Origin of the sequence: Youngiibacter multivorans (genome assembly GCF_017873395.1) — a bacterium.
GTDB lineage: Bacteria > Bacillota > Clostridia > Clostridiales > Clostridiaceae > Youngiibacter > Youngiibacter multivorans.
The window spans coordinates 19,604-37,458 of sequence record NZ_JAGGKC010000026.1; the positions used below are offsets into that span (position 1 = coordinate 19,604).

Annotated in this window: 19 protein-coding genes and 2 riboswitches; of the genes, 17 read left to right on the top strand and 2 right to left on the bottom strand. The window is 44.1% G+C overall.

The window, feature by feature from the left end; translation table 11 throughout:
• The 9 genes from pstA (at position 1) to J2Z34_RS13610 (ending at position 7,186) form a co-directional block, all read left to right on the top strand.
• Positions 1-921, top strand: a complete 921-nt coding sequence (pstA, locus tag J2Z34_RS13570; protein ID WP_245250770.1) for a phosphate ABC transporter permease PstA — start codon at positions 1-3, stop codon at positions 919-921.
• A gap of 15 nt (positions 922-936) precedes the next feature.
• The gene (pstB, locus tag J2Z34_RS13575; RefSeq protein ID WP_209460406.1) at positions 937-1,716 is read left to right on the top strand and encodes a phosphate ABC transporter ATP-binding protein PstB; all 780 of its coding nucleotides are present in this window, start codon (positions 937-939) and stop codon (positions 1,714-1,716) included.
• A gap of 10 nt (positions 1,717-1,726) precedes the next feature.
• Positions 1,727-2,380 carry a phosphate signaling complex protein PhoU gene (gene phoU, locus J2Z34_RS13580; protein ID WP_209460407.1) on the top strand — a complete coding sequence of 218 codons (654 nt, stop codon included), beginning with the start codon at positions 1,727-1,729 and terminating at the stop codon, positions 2,378-2,380.
• Between the two features lie 153 nt (positions 2,381-2,533).
• The gene (gene phoU / locus J2Z34_RS13585; RefSeq protein ID WP_209460408.1) at positions 2,534-3,184 is read left to right on the top strand and encodes a phosphate signaling complex protein PhoU; all 651 of its coding nucleotides are present in this window, start codon (positions 2,534-2,536) and stop codon (positions 3,182-3,184) included.
• Positions 3,185-3,340: 156 nt separating this feature from the next.
• Complete coding sequence (locus J2Z34_RS13590) at positions 3,341-3,838, top strand: flavodoxin family protein (RefSeq protein ID WP_209460409.1); 498 nt, start codon at positions 3,341-3,343, stop codon at positions 3,836-3,838.
• 119 nt (positions 3,839-3,957) lie between these two features.
• Positions 3,958-4,587, top strand: a complete 630-nt coding sequence (locus tag J2Z34_RS13595; RefSeq protein ID WP_209460410.1) for an MBL fold metallo-hydrolase — start codon at positions 3,958-3,960, stop codon at positions 4,585-4,587.
• A 16-nt stretch (positions 4,588-4,603) separates the two neighbouring features.
• Entirely contained in the window at positions 4,604-4,936 is a 333-nt protein-coding gene (locus tag J2Z34_RS13600) for a DUF2568 domain-containing protein (RefSeq protein WP_209460411.1), read from the top strand.
• A 34-nt stretch (positions 4,937-4,970) separates the two neighbouring features.
• A complete protein-coding gene (locus J2Z34_RS13605; protein ID WP_209460412.1) occupies positions 4,971-5,357 on the top strand; it encodes a metallopeptidase family protein in 387 nt (128 codons plus the stop codon).
• Between the two features lie 179 nt (positions 5,358-5,536).
• Positions 5,537-7,186, top strand: a complete 1,650-nt coding sequence (locus J2Z34_RS13610; RefSeq protein WP_209460413.1) for a Na/Pi cotransporter family protein — start codon at positions 5,537-5,539, stop codon at positions 7,184-7,186.
• Between the two features lie 88 nt (positions 7,187-7,274).
• On the opposite strand, the gene J2Z34_RS13615 is transcribed toward J2Z34_RS13610, so the two are convergent.
• The gene (locus J2Z34_RS13615) at positions 7,275-8,645 is read right to left on the bottom strand and encodes an alanine/glycine:cation symporter family protein (RefSeq protein WP_209460414.1); all 1,371 of its coding nucleotides are present in this window, start codon (positions 8,643-8,645) and stop codon (positions 7,275-7,277) included.
• A gap of 100 nt (positions 8,646-8,745) precedes the next feature.
• A riboswitch (glycine riboswitch) is annotated at positions 8,746-8,821 on the bottom strand.
• Between the two features lie 3 nt (positions 8,822-8,824).
• Positions 8,825-8,900, bottom strand: a riboswitch (glycine riboswitch).
• Positions 8,901-9,271: 371 nt separating this feature from the next.
• Between J2Z34_RS13615 and J2Z34_RS13620 the strand changes: the two genes are divergently transcribed.
• On the top strand, positions 9,272-9,844 hold the full coding sequence (locus tag J2Z34_RS13620; protein WP_209460415.1) for a xanthine phosphoribosyltransferase: 573 nt from the start codon (positions 9,272-9,274) through the stop codon (positions 9,842-9,844).
• A 91-nt stretch (positions 9,845-9,935) separates the two neighbouring features.
• Here the strand turns inward: J2Z34_RS13620 and J2Z34_RS13625 are convergent, their stop codons facing one another.
• The gene (locus tag J2Z34_RS13625) at positions 9,936-10,817 is read right to left on the bottom strand and encodes a helix-turn-helix domain-containing protein (protein ID WP_209460416.1); all 882 of its coding nucleotides are present in this window, start codon (positions 10,815-10,817) and stop codon (positions 9,936-9,938) included.
• Between the two features lie 157 nt (positions 10,818-10,974).
• On the opposite strand from J2Z34_RS13625, the gene J2Z34_RS13630 reads away from it, so the two are divergent.
• The 7 genes from J2Z34_RS13630 (at position 10,975) to J2Z34_RS13660 (ending at position 17,753) form a co-directional block, all read left to right on the top strand.
• The gene (locus J2Z34_RS13630) at positions 10,975-12,363 is read left to right on the top strand and encodes a deoxyribodipyrimidine photo-lyase (protein WP_209460417.1); all 1,389 of its coding nucleotides are present in this window, start codon (positions 10,975-10,977) and stop codon (positions 12,361-12,363) included.
• Positions 12,338-12,937, top strand: a complete 600-nt coding sequence (locus tag J2Z34_RS13635) for a hypothetical protein (RefSeq protein WP_209460418.1) — start codon at positions 12,338-12,340, stop codon at positions 12,935-12,937. Before J2Z34_RS13630 ends, J2Z34_RS13635 begins: the two co-directional genes overlap by 26 nt.
• A 131-nt stretch (positions 12,938-13,068) precedes the next feature.
• A complete protein-coding gene (locus tag J2Z34_RS13640; RefSeq protein ID WP_209460419.1) occupies positions 13,069-13,875 on the top strand; it encodes a tryptophan-rich sensory protein in 807 nt (268 codons plus the stop codon).
• Entirely contained in the window at positions 13,872-14,273 is a 402-nt protein-coding gene (locus tag J2Z34_RS13645) for a DUF2177 family protein (protein WP_209460420.1), read from the top strand. The genes J2Z34_RS13640 and J2Z34_RS13645 overlap by 4 nt, the downstream gene beginning before the upstream one ends.
• Before the next feature lie 10 nt (positions 14,274-14,283).
• Entirely contained in the window at positions 14,284-16,077 is a 1,794-nt protein-coding gene (locus tag J2Z34_RS13650; protein ID WP_209460421.1) for a DAK2 domain-containing protein, read from the top strand.
• On the top strand, positions 16,077-16,853 hold the full coding sequence (locus tag J2Z34_RS13655; RefSeq protein WP_209460422.1) for a DUF1295 domain-containing protein: 777 nt from the start codon (positions 16,077-16,079) through the stop codon (positions 16,851-16,853). Before J2Z34_RS13650 ends, J2Z34_RS13655 begins: the two co-directional genes overlap by 1 nt.
• A 210-nt stretch (positions 16,854-17,063) precedes the next feature.
• On the top strand, positions 17,064-17,753 hold the full coding sequence (locus tag J2Z34_RS13660) for an N-acetylmuramoyl-L-alanine amidase (protein ID WP_209460446.1): 690 nt from the start codon (positions 17,064-17,066) through the stop codon (positions 17,751-17,753).
• The last annotated feature ends 102 nt before the right edge of the window (positions 17,754-17,855 follow it).

Below are 17,855 nucleotides of genomic sequence, written 5' to 3' on the forward strand. Positions count from 1 at the left end.
ATGGAGAATAATAGAACCACATTTGAGAATAAGAAAAAGCTTCCTTACAAGGTGCCAATAGACAGTGCCAAGATCCATGGAAGAGTGAGGCTCAGCAACTTTGCCAAGCACCTGTTTTCATCCTCTGTGCTGTTAGCTGTAGTTGTACTGGCATTTCTGCTTTTCCAGGTAATAAGAGACAGCATAGGCTGGCTTGATATTGACTTTCTTACAAAGACACTTTCCATATTCCCGGAGAAGGCAGGCATCAAGGGTGCCATAATGGGTACGGTCTGGCTGATGCTCATAGTGATTCCCGTTACGATGGTGCTGGGAGTTTCAACCGCCATTTATCTTGAGGAATATGCTGCTCCTGGTGCGATTAAGGATTTCATAAACATAAACATATCAAACCTGGCAAGCGTTCCTTCCGTAATTTTCGGACTGCTTGGTCTGACTGTGTTTGGTAGAATGATGAACCTTGGAGGCAGCCTGCTGGCAGGCGGACTTACCATGTCACTTCTGGTATTGCCGATTGTCGTGGTATCAAGTCAGGAAGCGCTTAAGGCTGTTCCTGGATTCCTCAGAGAAGCATCTTACGCCATGGGAGCTGACAAATGGACCACAATCAGCAAGGTTGTGCTTCCGGTTGCCATACCTGGCATACTCACTGGATTCATTCTCTCACTTTCAAGGGCCATAGGAGAGACAGCTCCTCTTGTAGTGCTTGGTATCCCCACCCTGATATTGAAGCTCCCGAACAGCATACTTGATGACTTTACCGCTCTTCCTATCCAGATATACTACTGGACTCTGGACACGGTACTTACACCAGAGTATGCGAATCTTGCTGCAGCAACCATCGTGGTGCTTCTGGCAATCCTGTTCCTTATGAATTCGGTGGCGATCGTAATAAGAAACAAATTCCAGAAGCGATTTTAGTGGAGGTTAATTATTTTGTCAGAAAAGATTAATGAAAACAAAGAGGCAATATACGAGGTCAGGAACCTGAATCTTTGGTATGGAAAAGACAGTGCCTTGAAGAACATAAACATAGATATAATGAAGAATGAAGTGACTGCCATAATAGGGCCTTCAGGCTGCGGCAAATCAACATTCATAAAGACTCTCAACAGGATGGTTGAGAATATTCCTTCAGTTAAGGTTGAGGGAGAGATACTCTATCACGGCAAGAACATATTTGACAAGGACCTGAGGGTAGAGGAACTGAGGACAAAGGTTGGGATGGTATTCCAGAAGCCTAATCCGTTTCCCAAATCAATTATGGAAAATGTTGTCTATGGTCCTAGGATACATGGCTTAACTGACAAGAAGCTTCTGATGGAGATAACCGAAACAAGCCTCAGAAGTGCAGCGCTTTGGGATGAGGTCAAGGACAGGCTGAATGACAACGCATACGGACTGTCAGGAGGCCAGCAGCAGAGGCTTTGCATAGCGAGGGCATTGGCGGTTCAGCCTGATGTAATACTTATGGATGAGCCTACGTCTGCTCTTGACCCGATAGCAACCTATAAGATAGAAGAGCTGCTTGATTCCCTGAAGAAGGAATATACCATAAGCATAGTCACGCATTCCATGCAGCAGGCTGCAAGGATATCGGACAGGACAGCTTTCTTCCTGCTTGGCGAGATGATAGAATATGGCAACACCAAATCACTGTTTACAACTCCGATGGATAAGCGAACTGAAGATTATATAACCGGAAGATTCGGCTAAGGAGGAAAATATGGCACGTGATAATTACGAAAAGACGATCCTAGTACTTAGAAACAAGGTAGTTGAGATGATGGACATTTCAAGCGAAATCCTGGATGAATGCATAAGGTCATTTGTCGAAAAGGACATTGAAGCGGCCAAGCTGATCACCAATCAGGATGATGCTGTCGATGACCTGCTCAACCAGGTCGAGGATATATGCACTGAGCTGATAGCTCTGCAGCAGCCTACTGCCAAGGATATGAGACTTGTCTTTTCGATAATCAAGATGGTTACTGACATTGAAAGAATCGGAGACTACTGTGTAAACATATCAAGAGAGGTCATAGTCATCGGTGATGAACCTCACTATATGGAAGCCAAGGACGTACTCAAGATGAGAGACATTATTCAGGGTATGCTTGCTGACACCAGGAAGAGCTTCATTGAAGGTGATGCTTATCTTGCCCTCAAAGTCGGAAAGCAGGATGACCTTGTAGATGAGATCTACAGGGATTTCTATAACGACGTACTGCTAAAGATAAGCGACAACCGTGAATTCATAAGGCAGGGAACAAAGCTTCTCTTCATAGGCAGGCATCTGGAAAGAATCGCAGACCACATAACCAACATATGTGAAAAGGTAGTTTATATTATTCGCGGTGAAAGAATACAGATAAACTAGAACCAAGGAAGCATGCTGAGAAAATCAAGCTGATATTGTGCATGCTTTTTTCATTGGATTCAAGGACATTCGCATACTGCAAATGTGATTCGCACTACGCGGAAGTAATTGGATCACAAGGATAGATATTTTAAAAGAGAGGTGCCAGTGCATATGACGAAAAGCATTGAGGTAAGTATAAACCACATGAACAATGGACTCCTGAGGATGGGATTCCTGGTTGAGACTCAGATGAAGAGGGCAATCAAGGCCCTTGTCCTGAAGGATGAGAAGCTTGCAGAATTCTTGATCGGCGAAGACAGGGAAATCAACGAACTGATGAGGAACATTGAAGACGAGGCTATCAAGCTTATTGCAACTCAGGGTCCTGTAGCATCAGATCTGAGATATATCTTCACTGTGATTAAAATTGTAACTGACCTTGAGAGAATGGGAGACCATGCTAAGGACATCGCGATAATCGCTTTGGAATGCAAGGATAACTATACTGACATGATTGACGATGAACTTAAGGAAATTAATGATGATGTTACAAAATTCATCAATGAATCCCTGGATTCATTTGTAGCCAAGGACAGGAGCCATGCTATAGACCTGGCCCGAACCGACGATATCATCGATGAAAAGTCAAAAAGAGCCATCGCTAAGCTCTATGAGGTTGCTTCAGGCAACAATGACCTCATGAAATTGGCTGGTCAGCTGCAGTTCGTAGTAAAGTATCTGGAGAGAAACGGCGACCATGCCACTAACATCTGCGAATGGACAAACTACATAGTTACTGGTCAGTTCAAGGAACTGAACTGATAAAAGACACGGAATCTGTCAATAGACGGATCCGTGTCTTTTTCATCAGTGAATAACTCAATTCAATACTAAAGCCTGAATTTATGCTATAAAATGAAAGTGTGGAATTGATACAGAGCTAGTTATTCAAGCAATACAAGCATACAGGAGGACAATATGGAAGGCAGGACATTAATCACTTACTATTCCTGGACCGGAAATACAGAATCTGTGGCGAAGGAGATTCAGGCACTTACCGGGTATGATTCAATAGCTATCGTGGAGAAAAAGGAAAGGAAGAAAAACAACATGCCGCTGTCCGCACTTACTGCACTCCTTGGACTGAGGAGCGGACTTAAGCCTATGGATTTCAAGCTTGAGGGTTATGACAGGATCATATTGGGAGGTCAGGTATGGGCATGGCATACTACTCCTGCAATCAATGCATTCATTAGCAGAGCGAATTTCAAAGGAAAAAAGGTCTTCCTGTTCATAACCAAGGCAGATGACAAGGTGCCTCAAAAGGTAATTGACAGTATTTCTACTAAGATACGTTCCAAAGGTGGAGAGGTTGCAGACAGTCTGTCTATCACTACAACAATGGAAAAGGTAATTGAAGCTAACGAATTCAGGGAAGAGCTCAGCTCCTGGCTTAAAAATAACGGGCTCATATAGATCGGTTGCATGTATGCTCTTGTTGTGAACACTTAAAGTTTCTTTTTTGTACAGAGATTTGTAACATCGAGCCTATATAATATTTGGTGAATAGTTTCTTTTCAAGGGAGGAATTAAGGATGGATGAAAAGCTCAGGATCAAATGGCTGGGACATTCCTGCTTCAAAATAGAATATGGTGAGTATTCGATGGTAATTGACCCGTATAAGGAAGGAATGATTCCGGGGCTTTCGCCGCTTCACGAGGAAGCCTGTGAGGTGTTTGCAAGCCACGGTCATAATGACCATAACTGGTTTCAGGCTGTAAAGATAATTGATGGAGGTGCAAAGTCGCCCTTCAATGTAAGTAAGATAATCAGCACACATGATGACGATGGCGGAAGAAAAAGAGGGATGAACACAATCCATGTATTTGAGGGAGAAGGATACAGGTTCGCTCATTTTGGAGACCTTGGTGAATCCCTTGATGATAAGAGGCTTGGAGAAATCGGCCAGCTTGATGTAGCGATGATACCTGTCGGTGGCTACTATACCATTGATGCTTCTGTAGCCTCCGAGATAGTCAAAAAGCTTATGCCAAAGGTTGTGATTCCCATGCATTACAGCTCAGAGAGCTTCGGATTTGATGTGATAAAGGGAGTCGGGGAATTCCTTGAACTGACAGGCAGCGTTGTAGAGTATGACGACAACCTTATCGAGGTGACACATGATACAAAACGCCAGACAGCGGTTCTGAAGTACAAGGGCTGATTGGATGATAGATGTTGTGAAAATCATTAACCTCGGACTTTCCTTCATTGTTGAATTGGTCGCTCTATTCATTTATGGCTGGTATGGATACAATACAGGGACCCAAGGGTGGCAGAGGATACTCCTCGCAGTAATCCTGCCAGCTACAGCGGCTGTTTTCTGGGGAAAATACCTGGCTCCGAATGCAATCGGAAGATTTGAAATGCCGGGACTTCTTATAGCAAAAATCGCTATCATGGCTGTTGCTGCAGTAATGCTGTTCCGCATGTGGAGGACAATGCCTGGAATCCTCTTTTTGGCTGTAGCTGCTGTAAACCTTCTGCTTGCAGTTCTTTTAGGACAAGAATAAGCCTGTAATCTGATTGACTGGAGCGTGATGAGAGATGGTTACTTTTGAAGAGATGGGCAGGATTCTTGATGAAATCGCAGACGGATTTCCTGAAGAGCTGTTTAAGGAGCTCAGCGGCGGAATAGTCCTCGCGCCTGAATTGAAGCTGAATCAGATGAGTATGAACAACGACCTGTACATACTGGGTGAATATCACAGGGGTTTCAATTCCGGAAGGTATATAGTCATATATTACGGTTCATTCATGAAGGTATATGGGTATCTTGAGGATACGGAGCTTAAAGAAAGGCTGGAGCATACCCTTAAGCATGAGTTCATACATCATCTTGAGTCCTTAGCTGGAGAAAAGGGGTTAGAGAAGGAAGACGCAAAGAATCTATTTGACTACATAATGCTGAGAGACTGGAAAAGGCGGAAATGATTGTACTCTGAGACCGTATCTTAAGATATTACAAAAAATCCAGTAATAATTATTCCGGAAAATTAGTTGATCCGGTAGTATTACTTAATAATGGTTAATGATATATTAATTATAGAGAATGTCTAATTTCCTGAGCAAAAAGTGGGGATATGATTCAGGACTGGGGGATAGGTTGTCAAATGAGTGATTTTCTGTTTGGTATCTTTGGCGGCACTGCACTATTGATGTACGGTGTGGATATGATGGGTGAAGGTCTGGAACACCTGTCAGGAGGGGTCATGAAGAAAGCGCTTCAGAAGCTTACAGGTAAGCTTTGGAAGGCTTTTCTTGCAGGCATTTTTTTAACTGCTCTTGTCCAGAGTAGTACCGCCATATCAGTATTGAGCGTTGGATTTGTCAATTCAGGGATAATTGAGCTGACTCAGGCAATCGGTATAATTTATGGTGCAAATATCGGGACGACCATAACAGCCCAATTCATGGCGCTAAGCTTCAGTTTCAAGCTCACAGCATTCGCATTGCCCATAATTGCCTTGGGATTCGTCCTGAAGATTTTCTCGCGGAAACTTCAGCTTCAGAATGTAGGGCATGCAATAATGGGAATTGGCTTCATGCTACTGGGGCTGACAATTCTTAACAGCGGAATTCCTTATATGGAGCAGAATGAGACTATCAGATACTTTTTCCAGAAGTATGCATCAAATACATTCATAGGCATATTTCTTGGAATTGTGACAACCGCTCTGGTACACAGCAGTGCAGCAACCGTGGGCATAGTCATGCTTCTGGGGAACGCCGGACTTCTGACGCTTCCTGCTGCTATAGCGCTTATGTTCGGAGATAATATTGGCACATCAGTCACTGCCCTGCTAGCGAGCGTGAACGGAAACATCAATGCCAAGAGGACTGCATGGGGGCATGCGCTGCACAATGTAATCGGAGTACTGATATTTCTTCCTTTTGTCGGAATCTTTTCTGATTTCATACAATCATTCACAATGATGATTCAGGGAAGCAACAATATTCAGCTGCAGATTGCAAATTCCCATACGATTTTCAACATTATGGTAGCCTTGATATTCCTTCCGCTGAATAATTATTTCGTTTCTCTTTTGAAGACAATCGTCAAGGAGAAAAAACCTTCAGGTATAACAGAGGAAGTCTATATCGACAAATTGCTGCTTGATACGCCTGCTGCTGCAATTGAAGGATCCATGAAGGAAATACTACGGGCTATGGATACGAACAGGGAGATGCTCGGTGCTGCAGTGGATTCTGTAATAGGCAATAACCTTGATAATCGTGATGCTGTCTATGACCGCGAAAAATCCGTAAGCTGTATCCACAAGGATCTCACTGACTACATGGTCGAGCTGTCCAGGAGGGGTGTCTCACAATCTGATTCCATTGTAATACCCGGCATAATTAAATGTGCCAATTACCTGGAAAGGATCGCAGACCATACTATAACAACAATGAAGCTCCAGGAGAAGCGATATAACGGGGGACTTGATTTCACTGATGAAGCTCTGGGAGAACTTGAACAGCTTAATGTAGAGCTTTCAAGCATGTCAAAGCTCGTATCTGAAAACATTACCGGCTTTACAGAAGAGAGGCATTCAAAGATAAAACAAATGGATGAAAATATGGACATCCTTACTGCAAAGTATTCCGAAGCCCATGTAAAGAGGCTTGAGGATGGCAAATGCACAATTGAGGAGAGTCTGGTATATCTGGATATAATCACGAATCTTGAGAGAATAGCAAATTACCTATACAAGATATCAAGGCTTTGCAGGTACGAACTGCAGGGAATAAGCTTTGTCTGAAAAACTCGATTGAAGGTTCAAACAAAGAGGAGGTAAGGAACGCACTAAGCATTCCTTACCTCCTCACTTACATTACAAATATATATAATTAAGCAATCTTGTCTGATTTTGATGACTCCAATGCTTCTCCCTTGAAGAAGAGATTGGTCTCTGCAATTATAACGCCGCTGAGTCCAACAAGTGCGATTAGATTCGGGATCGCCATGAGGCCGTTCACGATATCAGCAAGTATCCAGATCATGTCAAGCTTAAGGAATGCACCTATGGCCACAAGACCTATGAAAATGAGCCTGTATGGCTTTATGCCCTTCACTCCGAAAAGGTATTCCGTACATCTTTCACCGTAGTAGTTCCATCCAAGGATGGTTGTGAATGCAAAGAATACGAGACCTATGGTCACGATATATGATCCGATGCCGGGAAGTCCTGATTCAAATGCAGAATTGGTCATAGCTGCACCTGAAAGGTCGCCTTTCCATGCTCCTGTCATAATAAGCATGATGCCTGTCATCGTGCATATTATGATGGTGTCGAAGAAGGTTCCGGTCATTGATATGAGACCCTGCTTGACACAGGAATTGGATTTCGCTGCAGCGGTAGCTATCGGTGCGCTTCCGAGACCTGACTCGTTAGAAAACACACCTCGTGCAACTCCGTTTCTCATTGCAAACATTACGCTTGCACCAAGGAATCCGCCTGCGGCTGCTGCAGGCGTGAATGCGCTCCTTATTACCAGTGCAAATGTCTCAGGCAGCAGTGTGTAGTTCCTGACCATTATGAACAATGCTCCCAGCACGTAAAAAACAGCCATGAAAGGTACGACTATCTCTGATACCTTAGCGATGCTTTTGATTCCACCAAGTGTCACCAAAGCAACAATAATTGTAAGTGCAATTGATGTTACAATTATTGGAACCTTGAAGGTCAGGTCGATTGCATTCGATATCGCATTTATCTGTGGGAAAGTACCTATTCCGAAGAAGGCCACGCCTATGCCAAAGAATGCGAATGCCTTGGCCAGAAACTTGTTTCCAAGTCCTCTTTCAATATAGTACATCGGACCTCCGGACATCTGGCCGTTCTCATCAACTACCCTGTATTTTATTGAAAGAAGGCATTCCCCGTATTTTGTCGCCATTCCGAAGAATGCTGCGACCCACATCCAGAAAAGTGCACCTGGGCCGCCTGCCTTTATTGCAGTGGCCACTCCGACGATATTGCCGGTTCCGATAGTAGCGGCAAGTGCGGTACAAAGAGCACCGAAGCTTGATACGTCACCCTGGGCACCCTCTTCAGAGTCTTTGGAGAATACAAGCTTTAGAGCCAGCGGCAGCCGCGATATCTGTAGAAGTCCGAGCCTAGCTGTTAGGTAAACTCCCGTTCCTACAAGAAGTATGAGAAGCGGCGGTCCCCATACCAACGAGTCGATTTTTTCCAGGAAACTGATTGTGTTTTGCATTTTTATGACCTCCTGTTTTTTTAGGAAGCCCAATCAAACAAAAAAGGCCAAATCAAAAAGACTTGGCCTCACAAAAGCTAAAGAAAGATCTAAAGATCTGCTCTGTCCTTTTACCTGAGAGATTGACCGGAATTTCCCGGCTTGCTCCTTCGGTGCTCAATTGAGGCTCTCCAGAGTTTCGTCCAACAACGGTCCTTTTGCCTGAAAGTGCAACTCCTTCGGCGGATCAGAAGATCTCTCTCCCATTGTCTTCATACGAACTTGATATTTTATTCCTGACAATGCAAAATTATACCATCATAAGCCTGATATTGCAAAAAGAAATTACGGTACCTTAATATTATTGAGGTGAATTATGGGATTTCATCAGAAATTTGGCGTGTATATTAATGAACAGGAAATTGAAAGGATTGGATTCAAGCATATGAAAAAAACCCGAAAAATCAACGTATGTTAGGGTAAACGTTTGAATTACAAAGGGTTTGGACTATGCCTCCATTTTCTGTTATTATATTGTAAACCGGAACGTAAGCAGCACGATTTTAATTGCCTTTGTCTGATGAATAAGACACGGCTAAGGCTCTGATAACAACGCAGTGAAGACAACATATGATAAGGAGTGTTCTATGGAAAAGCTTAAGAAAATGATCCTTGAAAGAGGGGAAATAAGAAACGGAAACATACTGAAGGTTGACAGCTTTCTGAACCATCAGCTTGATGTGGAATTTCTGTACGAAGCAGGGGAAGAATTCTATAATTTATTCAAGGACCAGGGCGTAACGAAGATACTTACTATAGAGGTTAGCGGTATCGCAATAGCTTCCATGGCAGCGCTTTTCTTCAAGGTCCCTGTAGTGTTCGCCAAGAAGAGCCAGAGCCTGAATCTGGACAAGGATGTATACAAGGGAAGGGTCTTTTCATATACAAAGAACAAGATCTACGACGTCATGGTAAGTAAAAGCTATCTGAAGCCTGAAGACAGGCTCCTTATACTCGATGATTTCCTTGCGGAAGGAAATGCGATGAAGGGACTTATAGACATGGTAGAGCAGAGCGGTGCAACTATCGTCGGAATTGGTGCAGTAATTGAGAAGGGCTTCCAGGAAGGCGGAAGCTATCTCAGGGAGAAAGGCTACAACCTTAAGAGCCTAGCCATTATCGATGAGATGGGTGAGGGCTACGTAAAGTTCAGGGATTGAATAAAGAGTTCATGCATTTATTGTGATGCATGAACTCTTTTTAGTTGAATAGCAATTTTGCCAGCATATTACATGATCCTGTTTTTTTATGTCAGTCTTCCTCACCGTCTGCCTTGAATCTCTTTGTAAGGTAGAGCGCAAGCTCTTCAGGTGACATGAAGATCCTTCCTGCAGCGGATTTCATTTCTGACTTTTCCATTTTCCTGAATATCGATCCTCCGAGGATTATCTCCGGAGAACTATCACCAAAGGTTTCCCTTATGGATCCGGCAATTATCTCTGCTGAATCCAGGTGGGAGGACATAGTTACGGACATTAGGACAGCCGAGGGCTGTCTTTCCCTTATAGCATCCAAAATGCTAGATGTTGGCATGCTTGAACCAAGGAAATCGACATGTATACCTGATTCTTCAAGAATATCTGAAACCATCCTGAGACCTATCAGGTGGCTTTCAGCTCCAGGGGTGAATGCCAATACTCCGGGCTGCTTTTTCTCATACCTTAATTCCTTCCTGAGGAAGCTCATGATATCAAGGGATATTGCAGACACAAGGTGTTCCCTCCAGACATCCAGCTTGCCCTTTTCCCATTCGATTCCTGTCTCAATCAATGCTCTTTCAATATAGTCATGGAGTATTGAGCCAATGGGAGTACCAGATGCCCTCAGTCCGCTTATGATTTCCAGAGCCGCTGATTTGTCACCTTCCTTTATGCTTGAAAGGTATGAGAGGAATATCTCCTCCGAAGGGGAGGTCATTTCTTCCGTATCAACACTGCGTCCGAGCAGATAATCAACAGTAACACCGTATAGGTCCGCGAGAGCGGATATTGTCTTCAGGTCAGGTACTCTGGTTCCATTCTCATAGTTGGCGACAGTTGTCTGACCCAGCTCTAGCCTGTCCGCTGCATCCTTCTGAGTGAGTCCCATAAGTTTTCTTAAAGCTCTAAGTCTGTTCTTGAGCTCGTTATCCATCTGCATCAATCCTTCATATGTTTCTACCTATAAATTAACACGTAAAGAAGTATATTTCAAGAAAATTCAAGAAAAATACATTGCAATATTTCAAAACGGGTTATATGATGTAATTAATGGATAATGATTATCAAATAGAACTAATCGGGGTGAAGACATGATACCGCAGGGGAGAATAAAAGTTCTTAGCGAGAAGGAAATACAGGACAAGCCTTATGTTGTCTACTGGATGCAGGCATCACAGAGGACATATATGAACCATGCGCTTGAGTATGCGATAGGTGTTGCCAATTCCCTCGATAAGAAGCTTCTTGTATATTTCGGCCTCACTGACGGTTATCCTGAGGCAGACAGAAGGCACTACAGCTTTATGCTTCAGGGGCTTGCCGATGTAAAGAGAAGCCTTGCACTAAGGGGCATAAGGATGGTTGTGCTGAAGGGCAGACCTGATGAAGGACTTGAAGCTCTCAGGCACATGACATCAATAATCGTTACCGATAGGGGATACCTAAAGGTGCAGCGGGAGTGGAGAAAGATAGCTGCAGAAAATTCATGCTGCAGCATGGTGGAGATTGAGAGTGATGTAATCGTACCTGTTGAGATTACTTCCGAGAAGGAGGAGTTCTCAGCCGCCACTATAAGAAGAAAACTTGAAAGGGAAATGTCTGAATATTCTGTCCTGCTATATGAAAGTGAGTGCAATTTAAAGTCAATAGATGATAAACTTGATTTAGATGAGTTAGATATCACGGATGAATCCATTCTTGATTCACTGAATCTTCCGGGAATCTCAATAGAGGTAAAGGGAGTAACCGGTGGCCAGGAGAGGGCACTGAAGCTGCTGGAGGAATTCGTGGAAGAAAAACTGGATACCTACGGAGAAGGCAGGAACGAACCGGGAAGCGGGAACACATCGGGTCTGTCACCATACATGCATTTCGGCCAGATTTCGCCGCTTCAGATATATACAAGGATATTTGATTCCAATTCTCCGGGCAAAGCCAAGTTCATAGATGAGCTTGTAATCAGGAGAGAGCTTGCAATAAACTTCGTTTTCTACAACAAGTATTATGACAGTTTCCAATCATTGCCTGACTGGGCAAGGGAAACACTAAACAAGCATCTTCAGGATGACAGGGAGTACCTTTATGATATGTCGGAGCTTGAAGCCGGACTCACCCACGACATCTACTGGAACGCAGCACAGAATGAAATGGTCCTTACCGGAAAGATGGATGGATACATGAGGATGTACTGGGGAAAGAAGATACTCGAATGGAGCAAGACTCCGGAAGAGGCATTCAATATTGCAATTGAGCTGAACAACAGATACAGCTTAGATGGAAGGGATCCTTCAAGCTATGCCGGTGTAGCATGGTGCTTCGGAAAGCATGACAGACCATGGGGAGAAAGAAGCATATTCGGAAACGTAAGATACATGAATGACAAGGGACTCAGGAGGAAATTTGACATGGCGAGGTACATTGAAAAGGTAGATAACGACAAGAGGGTGCATGGGAATGGAAAAGAAGAACATACTCCTTAAGGACAGACAGACAGCTTATATTAGAGAAGAGGATGAATGGATGAAGGACATTCTTATTCCGATGGGTTTCGATCCGGTTTACGGGGAAGAGCCTTATGGGATTCCATATCCTGACTCGGAAGATCCTGTCGCATGGTGGGACTGGTCTAGAAGGACACTTGCAAGGAGATGGCTGATCAATGAAAAGCTGTCTGATGCAGGTGGCATATACAAGACCTGGTATCTCCTGAAGTTCATATGCCAGGAGCTTGACAACACCTGGGCCAGACGATACGGAAGATATCTTGCTGACATGAGGGAGGGCAGGGACTTCGTGGATGCTGAAGACTTCAAGGCGGAAATTGAGAAGGTTCTGAGAAAGCCATCTGATTTTGCCAGGATTGACGGGAGCCTGTGGAAGCATTACTCCCATTTCAGGAAGTGGACAGGAGTGTCCATTGAGAAAATAAGCCTTCCAGGCACTGAAAGGTCATCAAAAAGACTTGTTGATGAGCTGAGACTCATGGAAGACAATGCCCTTAAGCATGGTATATTCTTCGGTACGACTCCTGTGATATTAAGGTCAGAAGAATAGATACAATTAGTACAGATGAAGCCAAAATATTTTATTTGGTCAGGCATTATTATTTAGTTGAATTAACGATCAATCAAAGTAAATAACAAGTAAATAACAAATAAATAAACTTACCCATGGAGGGGAAGAAAATGGAAGAAAGAAGTAACAATCTGGGAGTAAGGCTTGCAGCCTTGGCAGCGTTCATATTCATGGTCGCACTCAATGCACTCGCAAATATACTTCCAATTAACGGAGTTGATACAGGAGCTGTCTCCGATTCATATCCTAACCTGTTCGCTCCGGCAGGAGTAACCTTTGCAATCTGGGGTGTAATATACCTTTTGCTCGGAGTATATACAATTTACCAGCTGGTGCCCAAAGATGAGGACATGAGGGAACTTACCAGAAAGCTTGCATTACCATATATAGTGACATCCTTAGCCAATGGTGCATGGATACTTGCGTGGCATTATGGCATGATTCCAGTTTCGATGATTCTCATGCTTGTCATTCTGGCAAGCCTCATATACATAAGCGGAGCTATATTCAGCAGAAACCTGACCAAAGTTCAGATGTTTCTTGTATCAGTGCCGTTTTCCGTATACTTCGGATGGATATCAGTTGCCACGATAGCCAATGCAACTGTACTTTTTGTAGATATGGGATGGAACGGGTTTGGAATACCGGAAGCAATTTGGACAGCGACGGTCATGGCAGTTGGAGCGTTAGCAGCATCCGTAATAATGATAACAAGAAGGGATGCTGCTTACGGCCTCGTATTCATATGGGCCTACGGCGGAATACTTCTGAAGCATACTTCTGAAGCTGGCTTCAATGGACAGCATGTCCTTGTAGTACTATCTGCCGCTGCATTCATCGCACTGTTCGTAATGCTTGAGATATCGATAGGCCTTAATAGAAGGTCAGGCCTGCAGAAAAGGAGTAACAGAAAATGAACTATATAAAACTATATCTGATCAGCATAGCGGTATTTTTTCTGATCGACATGGTCTGGCTGGGGCTTATTGCCAAGAACTTATATGCAGCTCAGCTGGGGCACCTTATGTCACCAAAGGTCAACTGGCTTGCGGCAATGGTTTTCTATGCAATGTTCATTGCAGGACTAGTATTTTTTGTTGTTGAGCCTGCTGTCGCAAAGAACAGCCTTCAGTATGCTGTATTTGCAGGAGCCTTTTTTGGGCTGATATGCTATGCGACATATGACCTCACAAACCTTGCGACACTTAAGGACTGGCCAGTATCGATCACACTTATAGACCTTGCCTGGGGTACCTTCCTAAACGGTGCGGTTTCAGGCGCAGCATTCATGATTGCTGCCAAATTTTTCAGGTAGGAGGCACAACATGGCAATTAATTATCTCGACAGTGAAAAGCTGTATTATTCATTCGTTTCAGGAGCACGTGAAGTTATTCGCAACAGGAAGGTTCTGAATGACATAAACGTTTTTCCTGTTGCTGACGGAGACACAGGCAGCAACATGGCCTCAACTATGAACTCGATAATCGAAGAAGCAAGGGTTGAGAGCTCGGTCAAGGGAACAATGAGCTCCATTGCAGATGCGGCAATATCAGGAGCAAGGGGAAATTCAGGAATCATAATTGCACAGTACATAAACGGAATATTCATGAGCCTTAGAGATGAGGCGAAGGTTTCGGTATCCTCATTCGCTCAGTCCGTTTGGGATGCGGTTCCTCATGCCTACAACGCAATATCCGATCCTGTCGAGGGTACGATAATCACAGTCATAAGGGATTGGGCGGAAGCTGTTTACAGGCACAAGGACCATGCAGAGGATTTCCATGATCTTCTGTCCAAGCCGATGGAAACAGCTGCAGAGTCACTTAAGGCCACGACCGGAAAGCTTAAGGTACTTGAGGATGCTAGAGTAGTGGATTCTGGTGCCAAGGGATTCGTGTACTTCGTAGAGGGACTCACAGAATTCATAAGGACTGGGCTGCTTAAGGATGACTTCAAGGCTGAAGACATGACACTATCCTTTGACGAGTATCCTGAACATGACCATGGCAAGCCTGCATTCAGGTTTTGCACTGAAGCCATGATTTCCGGTGAAGGAATTGACCTTAGTGGAATAAAGAGCAGTCTTCATGAGCTTGGAGATTCTCTAATCGTAGCAGGAAGCGACAGAAGGGCGAGGATCCACATACATACTGACAAGCCAGATACAGTCATGCAGATGCTTAAGGACAAGGGAAGGATAATTCAGCAGAAGGCAGATGACATGATAAGACAGTATGAAGCTCTCCATGCTAGACGATCAAAGATAGCCATAGTCACTGATTCCATAGCCGACCTGCCGCAGGAATTCATAGACAGGCACCAGATACATGTTGTTCCTTTGAATCTTGAATTTGAGGGCACAAGCTATCTTGACAAGGTCACTATGACGCCTGAGATGTTCTATCCGCTTCTAGATACTGCAGCAGAATACCCGAAGTCCTCTCAGCCGGGATTAAAGGCCCTTGACGGCCATATGGCACTTCTTTCGTCAGTTTATGACTCAATCATTGTCATTGCAGTAGCGAAGGTACAAAGCGGAACCTATAACTCTTTCCTGAAGGCTTCTGAAAAGTTAGCTGGAAAAGGTGCCAGGATCCATGTCATTGACTCAAGACAGAACTCAGGGGCTGAAGGCTTGCTTGTAATGAAGGCTGCTGAGCTTATTGAAAGAGGCATGTCTTTCGAGGACATTGTAGCGGAAATTGAAAGACTCAGGTCCAATACAAGGATACTTGTGAGCGTGAATACGCTGAAATATATGGTTCGATCAGGAAGGCTAAGCAAAGCCGCAGGCTTTGCCGGCAAGATAGTCAACCTGAAGCCGGTAGTCTCACTTGATGAGGAAGGAAAGGGGACGATAGCAGGCAAGGCATTCAGTACTAAGGCGAACACCCAGGCTATAAGGGACATGATGAAAGAAGATAATACCACCAAGGGAATAACCAGATACGCGATTGTACATGCAAATGATGAAAGCCGGGCAGACGACTACAGGAGGATGTGTGTTGACCTGCTTGGCAGGGAGCCTGAATACATAATGAACATATCCACGATAGTCGGAATGAGTGCAGGTGCCGGAAGCGTAGCAGTTGCATACATGTGGGGGGAGGAAGCCTGATGGGTATTTATGTTTCCACCGCCCTCGTGATCCTGATATATTTTACACTGATCTTCATCTTGGCACAGGTGATGAAGAACAACTCCATAGTTGACAGCTTCTGGGGACCAAGCTTTCTGGTAGTTGCACTCTGGACATACTTCGCAACACCAGAAGCCGGACCGAGGTCAACTGCTGTAACTGTCCTTATTGCAATATATGCAATAAGGCTGTTCACACACATCACCCTCAGAAACTGGAACAAGCCTGAGGACTACAGATACGTTGCGATGAGGGAAAAGTGGGGTACGAAATCTCCTGTGCTCAAGGCATACCTGAATGTATTCCTGCTGCAGGGAGTCATAAGCTATATGGTTGCACTACCGATAATTTCAGTGAATTCGTCAGATTCGCAGAAGCTCGGAATAATCGGCTTTTTAGGAATATTGATATGGATGATTGGATTCCTTTTTGAATCCGTAGGAGATAGCCAGCTAAAGAGCTTCAAGGCAGATGCCAAGAACAAGGGCAAGCTCATGACCGAAGGCCTCTGGAGCTACACAAGGCACCCGAATTACTTTGGTGAGGCTGCCATGTGGTGGGGAATATTCATAATCTCTGTGAGTGGATTCTCAGACATACTGCTTATAATAAGCCCGCTCATAATGACTTATCTCCTCATTTATGTATCAGGAGTACCTCTTCTTGAAAAGAGGTATGAGGGCAGAGATGATTTCAAGGAATACGCCAAGAGGACAAATAAATTCTTTCCGTGGTTTCCCAAGAATAAAATTTAAGTATAATCAGGAAAAAGCTGTAAATAAAATGCTGTAAATAAAAAGTTGGAATAAAAAGCTGGAATAAAAAGCTGGAATTAAAAGCTGAAGATAATAAATGAGAGATAGAATTGAAGCAGAGGCTGCCGGAAAATCCGGCAGCCTCTGCCAATTCTGCCGCAACCGCATATTTAAGGTGAGAGAAGAGATTATGAATAATGGGGGGCTAACATGAAAATTTATCTGTCACCGAGCAACCAGGCATCAAATCTATATTCAGGGATCAAAACTAATGAAAAGGCAGAAATGGAGAAGCTTGCAATAGAACTGAGTGAAGCGCTCAAGGGCTACGATTGTGAGGTGATCATAGCGGACAAAAAGCTTTCCATAAACCCAGGAGGCAGAAGTGCTGAAGCTTCAAGAGCAGGCTGTATGCTGTACCTTGCGCTTCACTCCAATGCAGGTGGCGGCGGGCGCGCTTCAGGAGCTGTAGCGTTCTATCACCCTGGCAGCAGGCAAAGCAGAGAAGTTGCTGAAGCCTTGGTAAAAGAACTTGACCTTCTTTGTCCGGTTCCTTCAAACAGGGCTCAGCCTGTAGCTGATGGGATGGAGCAATTCGGAGGCTACGGTCTGGCTGAAATAAGGAATCCGTATGCAGCAAAGCTTGTTCCGGTACTTATTGAAGTCAACTTCCATGACAACCCTGATACGGCTGCATGGATAGCATCCAATACAAGGAGTATTGCAGAAGCTTGCGCCAAAGCTCTTGCAGGATCCCTTGGAATCAGCTCTAAAGACCCCTCAAATGGAAGTATAAGGCTTTATAAGGTTCAGGCTGGAGCATTTTCTAATCTGAAGAACGCGGAAGAACTTGCTGGAAGGTTGAAAAAATCTGGATTTGATGCCTGGATCACAGGGTAGGGAAGAGTAATTGACAATATATTAGCAAACAAAAAAGCTTTGATACTCAAAGGATTTAGAGCATTTACCGGCCTGGTTTTCTTAACCAGGCCGGTATTTTTG